This window comes from Shewanella sp. M16 (assembly GCF_018224605.1).
GTDB classification, from domain to species: domain Bacteria; phylum Pseudomonadota; class Gammaproteobacteria; order Enterobacterales; family Shewanellaceae; genus Shewanella; species Shewanella oncorhynchi.
Window position 1 is genome coordinate 84657 of the sequence record NZ_JAGTUL010000001.1, and the last position, 14758, is coordinate 99414.

12 protein-coding genes are annotated in these 14758 nt (G+C 44.0%); 1 reads left to right on the top strand and 11 read right to left on the bottom strand.

From position 1 onward, the window contains the following. Nucleotides 1-18 precede the first annotated feature (18 nt). A complete protein-coding gene (locus KFE26_RS00345) occupies nucleotides 19-1092 on the top strand; it encodes a YtjB family periplasmic protein (RefSeq protein WP_249195541.1) in 1074 nt (357 codons plus the stop codon). A gap of 190 nt (nucleotides 1093-1282) precedes the next feature. Here the strand turns inward: KFE26_RS00345 and deoD are convergent, their stop codons facing one another. The 11 genes from deoD to pnp form a co-directional block, all read right to left on the bottom strand. Then, nucleotides 1283-1993 carry a purine-nucleoside phosphorylase gene (deoD, locus tag KFE26_RS00350; RefSeq protein WP_113939310.1) on the bottom strand — a complete coding sequence of 237 codons (711 nt, stop codon included), beginning with the start codon at nucleotides 1991-1993 and terminating at the stop codon, nucleotides 1283-1285. 91 nt (nucleotides 1994-2084) lie between these two features. After that, nucleotides 2085-3299: a phosphopentomutase gene (locus KFE26_RS00355; RefSeq protein ID WP_212599321.1), complete on the bottom strand. Its 1215-nt coding sequence runs from the start codon at nucleotides 3297-3299 to the stop codon at nucleotides 2085-2087. A gap of 9 nt (nucleotides 3300-3308) precedes the next feature. Further along, entirely contained in the window at nucleotides 3309-4640 is a 1332-nt protein-coding gene (gene deoA, locus KFE26_RS00360) for a thymidine phosphorylase (RefSeq protein WP_173243376.1), read from the bottom strand. 184 nt (nucleotides 4641-4824) lie between these two features. Further along, nucleotides 4825-5595: a deoxyribose-phosphate aldolase gene (gene deoC, locus KFE26_RS00365; protein ID WP_212599322.1), complete on the bottom strand. Its 771-nt coding sequence runs from the start codon at nucleotides 5593-5595 to the stop codon at nucleotides 4825-4827. 420 nt (nucleotides 5596-6015) lie between these two features. Further along, nucleotides 6016-6876 (bottom strand): outer membrane protein OmpK, encoded by an 861-nt coding sequence (locus tag KFE26_RS00370; protein ID WP_212599323.1) that lies wholly within the window; start codon nucleotides 6874-6876, stop codon nucleotides 6016-6018. A 347-nt stretch (nucleotides 6877-7223) separates the two neighbouring features. Continuing rightward, on the bottom strand, nucleotides 7224-8519 hold the full coding sequence (locus KFE26_RS00375; RefSeq protein ID WP_131523244.1) for a NupC/NupG family nucleoside CNT transporter: 1296 nt from the start codon (nucleotides 8517-8519) through the stop codon (nucleotides 7224-7226). A 176-nt stretch (nucleotides 8520-8695) separates the two neighbouring features. Continuing rightward, complete coding sequence (locus KFE26_RS00380; RefSeq protein ID WP_212599324.1) at nucleotides 8696-9460, bottom strand: TatD family hydrolase; 765 nt, start codon at nucleotides 9458-9460, stop codon at nucleotides 8696-8698. A 10-nt stretch (nucleotides 9461-9470) separates the two neighbouring features. Beyond that, nucleotides 9471-9674 carry a hypothetical protein gene (locus tag KFE26_RS00385; RefSeq protein WP_212599325.1) on the bottom strand — a complete coding sequence of 68 codons (204 nt, stop codon included), beginning with the start codon at nucleotides 9672-9674 and terminating at the stop codon, nucleotides 9471-9473. A 91-nt stretch (nucleotides 9675-9765) separates the two neighbouring features. Beyond that, nucleotides 9766-11346 (bottom strand): peptide chain release factor 3, encoded by a 1581-nt coding sequence (gene prfC / locus KFE26_RS00390; protein WP_198572942.1) that lies wholly within the window; start codon nucleotides 11344-11346, stop codon nucleotides 9766-9768. Nucleotides 11347-11445: 99 nt separating this feature from the next. Then, nucleotides 11446-12348: a lipoprotein NlpI gene (nlpI, locus tag KFE26_RS00395; RefSeq protein WP_212599326.1), complete on the bottom strand. Its 903-nt coding sequence runs from the start codon at nucleotides 12346-12348 to the stop codon at nucleotides 11446-11448. 192 nt (nucleotides 12349-12540) lie between these two features. Continuing rightward, nucleotides 12541-14637, bottom strand: coding sequence for a polyribonucleotide nucleotidyltransferase (pnp, locus tag KFE26_RS00400; protein ID WP_212599327.1), 2097 nt, complete (start codon nucleotides 14635-14637; stop codon nucleotides 12541-12543). Nucleotides 14638-14758: the final 121 nt, after the last annotated feature.

Consider the following 14758-nt stretch of genomic DNA (forward strand, 5'->3'; position numbering starts at 1 on the left):
GCTCACTCAGAATCAATTATGATTAGGCAAGCGCTCTACATTTTAAGGGTCAAAGTGTTATATCTTAAAGGGCTAAAGAAAAGCCATAAAATCAGTAGACTGATCCAAATTGCCGCCGCATTCGCCTTAATATTCGGCTTAGTGCAATTGTGGCAAACAAGCCTACTACAAGGTCAGCTGCTTCTAAAGTCCCAAACTCAAAAGATGGCCAGATTACTGGTACAGCAAACCGCTTATGGTGCCGCACCCGCGCTACAACTGCAAAATGACGAGCAGTTGCAATGGCTCGCCAGCGCTTTAGTGGAAGATCCTAAGGTGATGTCCGCCGCCATCTTCAGTGACCAAGGCATGCGGCTATCCTTCGCTCAAAGCATCACTAAGGATGTAGTTGATCCTGACTCTGAAGATATGAATTTGCTGCTAAGCAAATATCCTCCCTATGTAGAGCCCGTGATCCAAGAAGGGAAAAATCTAGGTTATGTCGAAGTTAGGCTTGATACCAAGTTATTTTTCAACGAAATCAAAGAAGCCCATAATTTAAACATGGAGCAACAACAAATCATGCTGTTGGTTGCAGGCTTGATTGGTATGTTGCTTTCGCGCTCTTTGTCTTTCAAACGTGCCGACTTCGACCGCCGCCGCTTTCGGGTTACGTTGCGTCAAGCGCCGAAAAAACCTAAGAAACGATCCATAGCTGAAGAGCCATCAGAAAGTGTTAATGATGGTTTGGCGCAAGAGCTAAACGAAGATCAACCGGTGGCAACCACTGATAACCCACAAGAGAAAGTGACTAAGCCCACTAAGGCACCAAAAGCAGTGACAGAGGCAAATACCGATAAGCTCACTCAGACCAGCGTGCAAACTAAGGCCGAAAAAACGTCAGAAAAATCATTGGAATTACAGGATAATACAGCAGTTGAAAACGCGGCAAACGATGCGGAACAAGCGGCACCTGTTAAGGTTAAACCTAAAGTGAAAAGTGTCCGTCGGGTAAAACACGCGACTAAATCAACAGCAACAGCAGCAGCCGAAACCTCGACGCCAAAAACACCCAGTGAACCAAGTGATCTCGACACAGATTCAACAGGTTAATCTCTATTTCGATAGATAAGGCAAATCACTAATCTATTGATAGCCAAGCTCTAGATAAGCCATAAACAAGCAATTTCTAATAACCAAACCATTAATAATAAAGTTGAATAGAAAAGCCGCTAAAAATTGGCATAAAAAAGGGTTCGCATTGCGAACCCTTTTTCAGTAGCACACTCTTACAGCGTAACAGTTACAGTGTAATCGCCGCTTCTAATGTCATGATGATCATGTCATTGAATGTGGTTTGACGTTCTTCTGCAGAAGTCTTTTCACCGGTGCGGATATGATCAGATACAGTCACAACGCACAGGGCACGCGCACCAAACTCATGGGCAACGCCGTACAAACCAGCCGCTTCCATTTCAACGCCTAATACGCCCATCTTCTCCATCACGTCAAACATTTGTGGATCAGGAGTATAGAACAGGTCCGCAGAGAAAATGTTACCTACGCGAACTTTAGTGCCACGAGCTTTCGCAGATTCGATAACCGCATTCATCAGCTCATAGTTAGCGATAGCGGCAAAATCTTGGCCTTTAAAACGTAAACGGTTAACCGCTGAGTCAGTACATGCACCCATACCGATGATCACGTCACGTACTTTAACGTCAGTGCTGATCGCACCACAAGTACCCACACGGATCAGGTTCTTAACGCCGTAATCACGAATTAATTCAGTTGCATAGATAGAGCATGAAGGAATACCCATGCCAGAACCCATTACTGAAATACGCTTACCTTTGTAAGTACCAGTAAAACCTAGCATGTTTCGAACATCAGTCACTTGCTCAACATTTTCTAAGAATGTTTCAGCAATATATTTTGCACGTAATGGATCGCCTGGAAACAGCATTGTCTCAGCGAATGCGCCCTCTACAGCATTAATGTGTGGTGTTGCCATCGAAATAACCCCTGTTTATTTTATTAAGACTTAAGTCTTTGTTTACTGGCGGCAAATGTCAGCCGCCAAATCGAAATAAATGCTAATTTGCCTAAAGGAAAGATTCACCATAGGCCATAGGTTCAAGCTTAAAGTGGCTAGCAATAGATTGACCGATATCGGCAAAGCTCTTACGACGCCCCAAAGAACCTGCTTTCAATCCAGCGCCAAAGGCTAATACTGGCACATATTCACGAGTATGATCCGTACCTTGCCATGTTGGATCGCAACCGTGATCCGCCGTTAAAATCAGCAGATCGTCTTCACCTAATAATGCGAGCATTTCAGGCAAACGGGCATCAAAATATTCCAGCCCTTTGGCGTAGCCAGCAACATCACGGCGATGACCGTAGTGAGAGTCGAAATCAACGAAGTTAGTAAACACGATAGTGTTATCACCCGCAGATTTCACTTCGGCTAAGGTCGCATCGAAAAGTGCTTCTAAGCCGTTCGCCTTCACTTTTTTAGTGATACCACAGTAAGCATAAATGTCGGCAATCTTGCCTACACTCACCACTTCACCGCCAGCCTCTTTCAGCTTATCGAGTACAGTTTTTGCAGGTGGCGCGAGCGAATAATCCTTACGATTGCCGGTACGGGCAAAATCACTTGGACCAGTACCATCAAATGGACGGGCAATGACGCGACCTATGTTGTAAGGCTCTAACTCTTCACGGGTTATTTCGCAAAGACGATAGAGATTGTCTAAACCGAAGGTTTCTTCATGACAAGCGATTTGGAATACTGAATCAGCAGAGGTGTAGAAAATAGGCTTGCCAGAGCGCATGTGCTCTTCGCCTAACTCTTCTAAAATGGTTGTACCTGAGGCATGGCAATTACCTAAGAATCCATCCAGACCTGCACGGGCTAAGATCTTATCCGTCAGTTCTTTAGGGAAAGAATTTTGGTGCTCGCTGAAATAACCCCACTCGAATAGTACGGGCACGCCCGCCATCTCCCAGTGACCGCTCGGCGTATCTTTACCCGAACTTAACTCTTGTGCATGACCATAAGCACCAATCAGCTCAACATTATCGCCAAAACCGGGGGCAAAGGCGCCAGTACTTTCCATCGCTGCATGGCCTAAACCTAAGCGCGCTAAGTTAGGTAATTTCAGCGGACCTTCGCGGCCAATATCGGCTTTGCCTTCGGCACATGCTTTAGCAATATGACCAAAGGTATCGGAACCGACATCACCAAAGCTTGCTGCATCAGCAGAAGCACCGACTCCAAAGGAGTCCAACATCATAATAATGGTACGTTTCATAATTCTTCCTTAAAGATCCGATGCACGAATATAGGCATAGATCTCAGGTGTTTTTTCTGGAGCGGTTTCACCAATGTGAATCGCTTTTTTCACCGCAAGTTCAGCTTCCGCGAAGGCGGCTTCAGACTGTGCATGGATAACGGCAATCGGAGTCGATGAATCTACTTTATCGCCTAAAGCACACACTTGAGTTAAGCCAACACTATAGTCTAGTGCATCACCGGGCTTACGGCGGCCGCCACCTAAGGTCACAACCGCTAAACCTAATTCACGGGTATCCATGCTATAGGCATAACCTTGCATATCGGCAAAAACTGGACGAATAATTTGTGATTGCGGTAGGTATTTACTGTAGTTTTCAACAAAATCGACTGGGCCACCAAGACCCGACACCATCTTGCCAAAGAGTTCTGCAGCGCGACCATTATCGAGCACACGATTCAGTTTAGCGCGAGCGTCGGCTTCATTGCTTGCAAGACCGCCCAGAAGCAACATCTCAGCGCAAAGACCCATAGTGACTTCATATAAACGCGGGTTACGGTAAGCACCCGTTAAAAAGTCAATGGCTTCTTTCACTTCAACCGCGTTACCGGCACAAGATGCAAGCACTTGATTCATATCGGTAAGCAAAGCTGTCGTTTTAGTGCCCGCGCCATTAGCAACAGCTGCAATACTGCGAGCTAATTCTTCAGATGCCTCATAGGTTGGCATAAAAGCACCACTACCAACTTTCACATCCATCGCTAGCGCATCTAAATTACAGGCTAATTTCTTAGACAGAATCGACGCTGTAATGAGGGAAATGGATTCAACGGTGGCGGTATTATCGCGGATAGAATAGAAACGTTTGTCGGCAGGAACGAGATCGCCTGTTTGACCAATAATCGCCACACCGACTTCTTTAACCACTTTACGGAACAATTCACTTGATGGCTCAGTTTGATAACCCGGAATGGCATCAAACTTATCGAGCGTGCCGCCCGTATGACCTAGGCCACGCCCAGAAATCATAGGTACATAACCACCACAAGCCGCAGCCATAGGGCCAAGCATAAGGCTAATCACATCGCCCACACCGCCAGTGCTGTGCTTGTCAATAACAGGGCCATTGAGTCCCAATGATTGCCAATTAAGTACAGTGCCAGAATCACGCATCGCTGTCGTTAAAGCGATTCTTTCATCCATATTCATGTCATTAAAGTACACAGCCATGCCTAATGCGGCAATCTGACCTTCGGACACTGCGTTAGTAGTGATGCCTTGAACAAAAAACTGTATTTCTGCGGAACTTAGCGCTAAACCATTACGTTTTTTACGAATAATCTCTTGAGCTAGAAACATGATACTGCCTCCAAGATAGGCACTAACAACCCTGTCGCTAGTGCTTATCTTTGCAATGAAACATCAAAACTGTAGCAATATTACAAGTTCATACTATCGAAGTTTTGAGTTTGCCAAATAGATTTAGGTCACACTTAATTAGGCTCGCTATACGCTGATAGTATTAATCAGCGATAGTTTGCAATTAATAGCCTTGAGTCGGCTTAGGCGCATCAGCTAATTCTAGTGTGTGTAACAAGCTGTTTAGTAAACTTGAAGCACCAAATCTAAAGGTACGTGGTGAAACCCAGTCAGCACCTAAAATACGCTCCGCAACACCGAGGAATTCAGCCGCTTGTGCAGCATCACGCACACCACCGGCAGGCTTGAAGCCTACTTTGGTATTCTTCTCGCTGATCACAGTTAACATGATTTCAGCCGCTTCAAGTGTGGCGTTTACAGGCACTTTACCAGTAGATGTTTTAATAAAGTCAGCACCCGCATCGATTGAAAGCTCAGATGCACGGCGGATAAGCGCAGGATCAGCTAACACGCCAGATTCGATGATGACTTTTAACAAGACTTCACCACAGGCTTCTTTACAGGCTTTAACTAATTCAAAACCAATTGTTTCATTGCCTTCCATCAGTGCGCGGTATGGGAATACCACGTCAACTTCGTCGGCACCATAGGCAACAGCGGCGCGAGTTTCTAGCACAGCAATGGCAATGTCATCATTGCCATGGGGGAAGTTAGTCACAGTGGCAATTTGGATATCTTCAGCACCGATTTCATCTAGCGTCTTGCGTGCAATCGGAATGAAACGTGGGTAAATGCAGATAGCGGCGGTATTGCCCGCAGCCGTTTTCGCTTTGTGGCACAGGTCGATCACTTTTTGATCTGTGTCGTCATCATTCAAAGTCGTTAAGTCCATTAACTCAATGGCGCGTTGTGCTGCTTTTTTTAAATCAGTCATAATAGCTCTCCAAAATAAAAATTAAATGAATAGAAATCAGTCGCATAAAAGCAACGCTTGAGAGGTGGCATTATTTTGATTATTTTTATATGGCCGGGCCTTCAGGCGGTGCCGAGTAATTTGCTTGTACAAACTACCTTGTTGTAGGTATTCAATCTTGCCTAAGTCATAAAGAACAATAGGCATCCTGACACTTAAAATAACTTATAAGTGACCACGACTTGAATCCTTGAAGACCGGAAGAGAGGATACGAATAAAATCTTGCTCCTACTTTTCCGCGAAAAATCCATTTTAGCGCGAGAAAAACACAAACCTTTATATAAACCCACTTGTTAGCCTAATAGGCTTAGATAAAGACTCATGGTAAAACAAAGATGGAGCCGCATAATGCGGCTCCAACAAGCAACTATGACAAGTAATTAGAACTTGTAAGTAGCTGTGAAGTAATGTGCCCAGCCAGTCGTATCTAGACCATAAGTGCCACCGTCTTTAAGCAGGTAAACATCTTTAAAGCCTTTCAGACCATAACCTAGAGCATAGTTATCTGAATGCCAGTATAGGCCAAAGAACACGTTGCCACCGTTAGTAGTGAAAGTCGTATTCTGATAAATGCCATTTGTGTCATAAGCATTTACTTCATCAGCACCAAATTGATAATCAACATAACCTTGGAATGACAGGAAGCTCTTGTTATCAAAGAAGTAGAAAGGTTTGAACCAGTTAGCAGAGAATTGATAACCATTCCAATCCTTAGCATTGATATCGTAAGTGGCATATAAGTTCATGCCAGTTTTACCTAACCAAGGTACCATAACATCAGCACCAACACCCCAGAAAGACATGTTTACATCGCCAGAACCATCTTTATTAAAAGCTCCGCCACCCCAGTTGAATAGAGTAGAAAAATAAACTTCTTGAATTGGACCAGCTGAAAGATCTAAGCCAGTGATTGCATCCAACGAAAAACGTGGTGCAAACTTCATAAACATCTTACTAGCGCCATCGACCTTGTCGCCAGAACCGCTATTGGCTAAATTGAACACATCAACATAACCATATAGGTCAACAACACCTTTACGGCCACCAAACTCCATTTCAAGGTAATTATGTTCTGCATCGGCACCTGGAGCAATTGGATGTTCATCAATTGCATACATAGCGTTGAACTGCATCCACTTGTAGTCAGTTGCATATATATCTGAACGATCAGCAGCAAATGCGTTGCCAGAGATTGCTGCTACTGCAGTAGCGGCTAAAGCTAAAGTTTTAACGTTTTTCATCATCAACCCCATTTATCTTGTTTGCTACCATCGAGGGTAGCGTTCTTTTTGTGGCGTTCGCATTCTACCTAGATTAAAAAAAATCTCAATAATCTAGCGTAAAATCACAAACACAAAATTCTTAATTGTGAACAAAGTCGCGACTTCTGCATTACGATTAATTAACGTAACCGTAGACTCACGACATTTAAGACAGAATGACAGCTACACTTCAGTTGCATTCTGTATCTTTCAATTGGAGAAACTATTCACTACAGGAATCACTACTGGAAAATGGTTGAATTAACTTAGGCCCTGCCCTGCATGGTCAGGACCCAGTTAGTGGGGTTTCCCCCTGCTGTTGTTACTTAGATAGCTAAGAACAAACCAGCAAGTGTTGCGCTCATTAAGTTAGCTAAAGAGCCGGCGATAACCGCACGAATACCCATTGTAGCTAAATCATGACGACGGTTAGGAGCCATAGCACCTAAACCACCAAGCAAAATCGCGATTGAAGACAAGTTAGCGAAACCACACAGAGCAAACGAAATAATCGCTTGTGTTCTATGAGTCATCACAGCTTGAGTTTCAGCAACGCATAACGGCAGGCCTTTAACAACTTCAGCAGCAACCGCTGTACAAGTAGTGGCAGCATCAGAGATATATGGAGCAAAGTTTAAGTAAGCAACGAATTCGTTAACAATGATCTTTTGACCGATGAAAGAACCTGCTACTAATGCTTCATTCCAAGGCACACCGATAAGGAATGCTAATGGCATAAACACATAGCCAAGGATCAGTTCAAGTGTTAAACCTTCAACGCCAAACCAACCACCCACACCACCAATAATGCCGTTGACCATAGCGATCAAACCAACGAAGGCTAACAACATAGCGCCTACGTTTAAGGCTAAATGCATACCAGATGAAGCACCTGCAGCAGCGGCGTCTAATACGTTAGCTGGTTTGTCAGGATCTTCTGGTAAATCGCTCATGTCATTTTTAGCAGCTTCAGTTTCAGGGTGCATCAGTTTAGCCATTAATAGACCACCTGGTGCTGCCATGAATGAAGCGGCAACTAAGTATTCGATAGGTACACCCATCTGCGCGTAACCAGCCAATACTGAACCCGCGATTGATGCCAAACCACCCACCATGATCGCAAACAGTTCAGACTGCGTCATAGTTGGAATGAATGGGCGAACCACTAATGGGGCTTCAGTCTGACCAACGAAGATGTTAGCAGTTGCTGACATAGATTCAGTACGGCTTGTGCCCAATGCCTTTTGTAAACCACCACCGATGATACGGATGATCCACTGCATAACGCCTAAGTAATATAGAACCGCAATCAGAGAAGAGAAGAACACAATAACGGGTAACACGTTAACTGCGAAGATAAAGCCAAGTTTGAAGTTAGCTAAATCACCAAACAGGAAACCGATACCGTTTTGTGCGTAACCAATAACGCTAGAAACCGCATCAGACATCCCTTTCAGAATGTCTTTACCAACTGGAACATACAGTACAAAACCACCGAAGGCAGCTTGGATAGCTAACGCGCCACCCACTGTACGTAAATTAATTGCTTTTTTGTTATTCGATAGGAGGAAACCTATCGCAAGTAGGGTGACCACCCCTACTAAACTCATTAATATATCCATTAACCATCACCCTATTGTTAACACTTTTTAATTATGTTGTTAATCAACCTATTTCCGAGTCAGATTATACCCGAGGCAAAGTCGAAAATCGTCGTTTTGATCATATTTTTGGAGTTTAATTTCAATCGCTTAGTGCAGAATGCTAGTGCGACCTACACCTGTTTATTTAAAAACAGCTAAAGGTCAAACAGTTGCATTACATTCGACACCAAGTGTTCTGATATTAGAACACTTGATTTTTTTTGCAAATTGGCAATTTTGTCTATAAAAAGAACAAGGTTAGCGGGCTGGTTACGTTTTTCAGTAACATTTATCGGTGTCATTGCAGGAGAGTCAGTCTCAAGTATGAAGTGCTGAAGTGGTAATTCGCTGACAGTTTTAAGCAATTTTTTGGCATTAGGGTTCATAATCAAACCACCAATTCCCAGCTTAAAACCTAATTTGATATATTCCAGTGCAATTTCAGTACTGCCAGAAAAAGCATGTATCACACCGCCTCTAGGCAATTGATGCTTTTTCAAACACCCTAAAACCTCTGAATGTGCTTTTACGCTATGAATAATAACAGGCAGATTAACGGACTTAGCTAAAGCTAATTGTGCCTCAAAAAACGCTAGCTGCTGAGGCCAGGTTGAGGAATAGAGCTTATCTAAGCCACATTCACCAATAGCAACAAAGCGAGGACATTCTAGTAACGCCGAAACTTGAGATGTTAATGCTAAGATCCCAGCATCAACATCCTCTGGACAAAACCAAGGATGAATACCAAGGGCAAAATAAGTTTGGTATTGTTCGGCAACGGCGAGCTGTTTGTACCAGTGCTGCGGCGACACACCGGGAATAATCAGATTATCTACGCCAACACTGTGCATTCGCAACACCACATCGTCGCGGTCAACATCAAACTCAGCAAAATCCAAATGGGCGTGGGTATCAATCACAGTAAATGCCTCACTTTGCGGTCGATTTACCAATTGAATGAGGTTCAGGTGGTGATACGGTTTCGTCAACCACCAAAGCTTTGGCGCATTTTACCGCTAATGGAGGATCTTCAAGGCGTGGCATGCAACAGCGACGATTTTCAGGTGTCAGCCCCATTCGGTCACACCAATGAATATAAGCCTGCCATGTTTTTGTGATCCAATTCGCCATCATTCACATCCAGAACCGATTTTTAATTTTCATTAGATACAAAAATGGCGGTGAATTCACCGCCATTTCAACCACTATTCTAGACCGAACCCTATTAATGTTCGCGGGTTTTCGCAAACTCAATATCAGGATATCTTTCCATCGAAAGATTAAGGTTAACCATAGTTGGCGCAATATAGGTTAAGTTATCGCCACCATCGAGAGCCAAGTTTTGGCTACACTTACGGCGGAACTCTTCAAGCTTACGCTCATCCTTACAATAAACCCAGCGAGCTGTCGACACGCTAATACCTTCGTAAATAGCTTCGACGTTATATTCACTCTTCAGACGACCAACAACCACTTCAAACTGCAGTACACCCACAGCGCCAACAATCAAATCGTTAGTATCAATTGGGCGGAATACTTGTACAGCACCTTCTTCAGATAACTGTACTAAGCCTTTTAAGAGTTGCTTCTGTTTAAGCGGATCGCGCAAACGAATACGGCGGAACATTTCAGGGGCGAAGTTAGGTACGCCAGTGAAACGGAATTTTTCACCTTGGGTAAACGTATCGCCAATACGGATAGTGCCATGGTTATGTAAACCGATGATATCGCCTGGGTAAGCTTCTTCAGCACGCTCACGATCGCCCGCCATAAAGGTCAATGCATCGCTAACGTTAACATCTTTACCAATACGCACATGGTGCATTTTCATGCCTTGCTCGTAACGGCCTGAACACACACGCATAAAGGCGACACGGTCACGGTGTTTAGGATCCATGTTTGCTTGGATCTTAAATACAAAACCGGTGAATTTTTCTTCGTCAGGCATGATCACTCGCACATCGCTTTCGCGAGGAAGTGGCTTAGGTGCCCACTCAACGATACCGTCAAGAATATGGTCCACACCGAAGTTACCTAAAGCAGTACCAAAAAATACTGGGGTCAACTCACCTTTCAAAAAAGCCGCATGGTCAAACTCATTTGACGCGCCACGTACTAATTCCATCTCATCACGCAAATCGGCGGCATAACTGCCAATCGCTTTCTCAAGATCAGGATTATTAATGCCTTTAATCACTCGACGTTCTTGGATCGTATGTCCCATGCCGCCTTGATACAAGACCACTTCATCACGCAGTATGTGGTAAATACCTTTAAATTCTTTACCGCTGCCAATAGGCCAAGTAATAGGTGCACAGGCAATATTCAGCACGTTTTCGACTTCATCCATCAGATCAATAGGATCACGGATATCGCGGTCGAGTTTGTTCATAAAGGTCACAATCGGCGTATCACGCAGACGTGTCACTTCCATCAACTTGATCGTACGGTCTTCAACACCCTTAGCAGAGTCGATCACCATCAAACATGAGTCAACGGCTGTCAGAGTACGATAAGTATCTTCAGAGAAGTCTTCGTGACCAGGCGTATCGAGTAGGTTAACAAGGGCGCCACCATAGGGGAATTGCATGACAGACGTAGTAATAGAAATACCACGGTCTTTCTCCATTTCCATCCAGTCAGACTTAGCATGCTGACCCGATTTTTTGCCTTTAACCGTACCCGCTTTCTGCAAAGCGTTTCCGAATAACAGCACTTTTTCGGTAATGGTTGTTTTACCCGCGTCGGGGTGCGATATGATCGCGAAGGTGCGACGTTTATCGACCTCTACTTTATTGCCTGACATGTTAACCTATGCACTTGTATCGCTAAAAAGGCGCAAATTATAGCGCCTCAGTTCGAGCTTGGCTAGGCAAAGCCCGAGATGAACTCGGGCTGAGAGAGGTTATTTTGTGGCTTCGAGCAAACCTTTGACTTTGGCGAGTTCAATACGCGCATATCTATGTTCGACAAAATCATAGATATTGGTTGCCAATGCTAAGCGAAAATAGTTTGCAGCATCTTGATATTGCTTAGTTTCTATCGCCATTTTTGCAAGGTAAAAATAAGCTTCACATAAACGTTCAGCATATTCTTTCGGATATGTTAAGCCTACTTTAGCGGCAGAAAACACCTCATCACGGCTTTTTTTACCTAAATAATAATCGACGATAACGGTCGCCCAAGCATCATTTTCTAAATTCTGACGATGCTGCGCTAACTGTTTTTTAGCTTCAACAGAGTCAGCTTTCAAATCAATCAAATACAGCCATAATGCCCGATAACCGTCTTTATTATCGCCTGCATAAAACGCCTGCATATCTTTAGTCGCTAAATCAATACGGTCGCCATAGTACAAAGCAATACCGCGATTCAAATAGGCATAATCATAATTAGGTGCTAACTCTAATACGCCATCGAAGGCTTCATAGGCGCTGTCGTATTCACCTTCTTGGGTGTAATAAATTCCAAGGAAATTATAGGCATCAGCAAGATCAGGCTGAAGTTTTAACGCTTGCATAAAATCAATCCGTGCGAGCAGTCTTAAGCCCACACTGTCGTAAATCACACCACGATCGTAATGAAATCTGGCTCTCTGTTCATTCGTCAGTTCGACCGTAGCCAAAATCTCGTTGAGTTTTGCCAGTGTCACTTCGACTTTATAATCAGGCATAACCGGCGCGACAACCAATTTACCTTCAACATCATTATGGTTATCTAAAGGAGACTGGGTGGTTACGCATCCGGCTAACAACAGACTGGCACTCGCCAGCACAGCAACGACAGCGGTTCTAATTTTAAGACTCATCCATTTCTACCTTTTTAGATTCCCAACATACGCAGAAGAATCTTCATGATAGCAATCCCACCACAGGACCGCTATTAGGGAATTAAGATTAATAGTGACTTTCTTAATGCCAAAACAAAAAAGGAGATCATTTGATCTCCTTTTGATGCAATCACTTAAAAAGTGTGTGCCTATAAATAAGTCAAAAACTCATTATTCAGCAGCTTCTTTCGTTTGTGCTTCTTTAATTGACAGACGTACGCGGCCTTGACGATCCACTTCCATCACCTTAACGGCAACTTCTTGGTTCAGCTCAAGGTGATCAGACACGTTAGCAACACGTTCATCACTGATTTGTGAAATGTGTACTAAACCGTCTTTGCCCGGCAGAATATTCACGAATGCGCCGAAATCAACGATACGGATAACCTTACCATTGTAGATACGACCCACTTCAACTTCTGAAGTGATTTCTTCGATACGACGGATAGCTTCTTTAGTTGCTTCGCCGTTTGAAGAAGCGATTTTCACAGTACCATCATCTTCCAGTTCAATCGTAGTGCCCGTTTCTTCGGTCAGAGCACGGATAACTGCGCCACCTTTACCTATAACGTCACGGATTTTTTCTGGGTTGATCTTGATAACAGTGATACGTGGAGCGTGATCAGAAATATCATCACGGTGTGAACCAATCGCTTGATCCATCACGTTTAGAATATGTACACGTGCACCATAGGCTTGTTGCAGTGCGATATCCATGATTTCTTTAGTGATACCTTCGATCTTGATATCCATCTGCAGTGCAGTAATACCATCACGCGTACCCGCAACTTTAAAGTCCATGTCACCTAAATGATCTTCATCACCTAAGATGTCAGAAAGAACAACGAAATCATCGCCTTCTTTCACTAGACCCATAGCGATACCCGCTACAGAAGTCTTGATAGGTACACCGGCATCCATCAGCGCGAGAGAAGTACCACATACTGACGCCATAGAGCTTGAACCGTTAGATTCAGTGATTTCAGATACAACGCGTACGCTGTATGGGAATTCAGCCGCTGAAGGCATAACAGCGTTAATACCGCGCCAAGCTAACTTACCATGACCGATTTCGCGGCGCTTAGGTGATCCCACCATGCCTGTTTCACCAACAGAGTATGGAGGGAAGTTATAGTGCAGCATAAAACGGTTAGTGCGCTCGCCCATGATGCTGTCAATCTTCTGTGCATCACGTTCAGTACCTAGAGTACAAGTGACTAACGCTTGAGTTTCGCCACGAGTGAACAATGCGCTACCGTGAGTACGTGGCAATACGCCCGCTAACACACTTAAGGCACGGATCATGTCTGGTTCACGACCATCAATACGTGGCTCGCCACGGATGATGCGACCACGAACCACTTTCTTCTCTAAGCTGCCCAGTAAGTTGTCAACTTCACGTAAATCAACGCTTGGATTGCTCGCTAACAAGGCTTCTTTTGCTGCTGCTTTAACAACAGAAACTTGAGCATAACGATCTTGTTTAACTTGGATTTTATACGCATCACCTAAACCAGCTTCAGCAAGCTCTTTGATTTGGGCAACTAAATCGGCATCTTGCGTTGGTGCAGTCCAATCCCAAGTTGGTTTACCGGCTTCTGCTTTAAATTCAGCAATCGCCTTGATAACCACTTGTTGTTGATCGTGACCGTAAACTACAGAACCTAACATCACTTCTTCTGGTAATGCTTGGGCTTCTGATTCCACCATTAATACTGCACCAGCAGTACCAGCAACCACTAAGTTCAGTTGGCTGGTTGCAAGTTGTGCAACACTTGGGTTCAACACGTATTCGCCATCAATGTAACCCACACGTGCAGCACCTAAAGGACCGCTGAATGGAATACCAGAAATAGCCAGTGCCGCAGAAGTACCGATCATGGAGATGATATCTGGCTCGATTTGTGGATCGACAGATACTACGGTAATGATAACTTGAACTTCGTTTTTGAAACCATTAGGGAAAAGAGGGCGAATTGGACGGTCGATCAGACGAGCGATTAATGTCTCATCTTCTGAAGGACGGCCTTCACGCTTAAAGAAACCACCAGGAATTTTACCCGCTGCGTAGGTTTTTTCTTGATAGTTAACAGTCAGAGGGAAAAAGTCACGGCCTGCATCTGCATCTTTTTTACCGACAACAGTGACTAACACTGTCGTGTCACCCATACTCGCTAAAACGGCTGCATCAGCTTGACGCGCTATAACACCTGTTTCCAGGGTGACTGTATGTTGACCATACTCAAAACTCTTTACAATAGGATTCACGTGACCCATTCCTTAATTAATGACCTTGAATTACGCGCGTAAGTATACTGCAATTCGGATCAATAGATAAAGAGCAGATAATGATGACAAATACGTAACTTTTCACTAAAGTGGTTAAATC

What these genes read in the sequence shown, in the direction of transcription:
- KFE26_RS00345 (WP_249195541.1), top strand. Translation starts at nt 19, where the DNA reads ATGATTAGGCAAGCGCTCTACATTTTAAGGGTCAAAGTGTTATATCTT.
- deoD (WP_113939310.1), bottom strand. Translation starts at nt 1,993, where the DNA reads ATGGCAACACCACACATTAATGCTGTAGAGGGCGCATTCGCTGAGACA.
- KFE26_RS00355 (WP_212599321.1), bottom strand. Translation starts at nt 3,299, where the DNA reads ATGAAACGTACCATTATTATGATGTTGGACTCCTTTGGAGTCGGTGCT.
- deoA (WP_173243376.1), bottom strand. Translation starts at nt 4,640, where the DNA reads ATGTTTCTAGCTCAAGAGATTATTCGTAAAAAACGTAATGGTTTAGCG.
- deoC (WP_212599322.1), bottom strand. Translation starts at nt 5,595, where the DNA reads ATGACTGATTTAAAAAAAGCAGCACAACGCGCCATTGAGTTAATGGAC.
- KFE26_RS00370 (WP_212599323.1), bottom strand. Translation starts at nt 6,876, where the DNA reads ATGAAAAACGTTAAAACTTTAGCTTTAGCCGCTACTGCAGTAGCAGCA.
- KFE26_RS00375 (WP_131523244.1), bottom strand. Translation starts at nt 8,519, where the DNA reads ATGGATATATTAATGAGTTTAGTAGGGGTGGTCACCCTACTTGCGATA.
- KFE26_RS00385 (WP_212599325.1), bottom strand. Translation starts at nt 9,674, where the DNA reads ATGATGGCGAATTGGATCACAAAAACATGGCAGGCTTATATTCATTGG.
- prfC (WP_198572942.1), bottom strand. Translation starts at nt 11,346, where the DNA reads ATGTCAGGCAATAAAGTAGAGGTCGATAAACGTCGCACCTTCGCGATC.
- nlpI (WP_212599326.1), bottom strand. Translation starts at nt 12,348, where the DNA reads ATGAGTCTTAAAATTAGAACCGCTGTCGTTGCTGTGCTGGCGAGTGCC.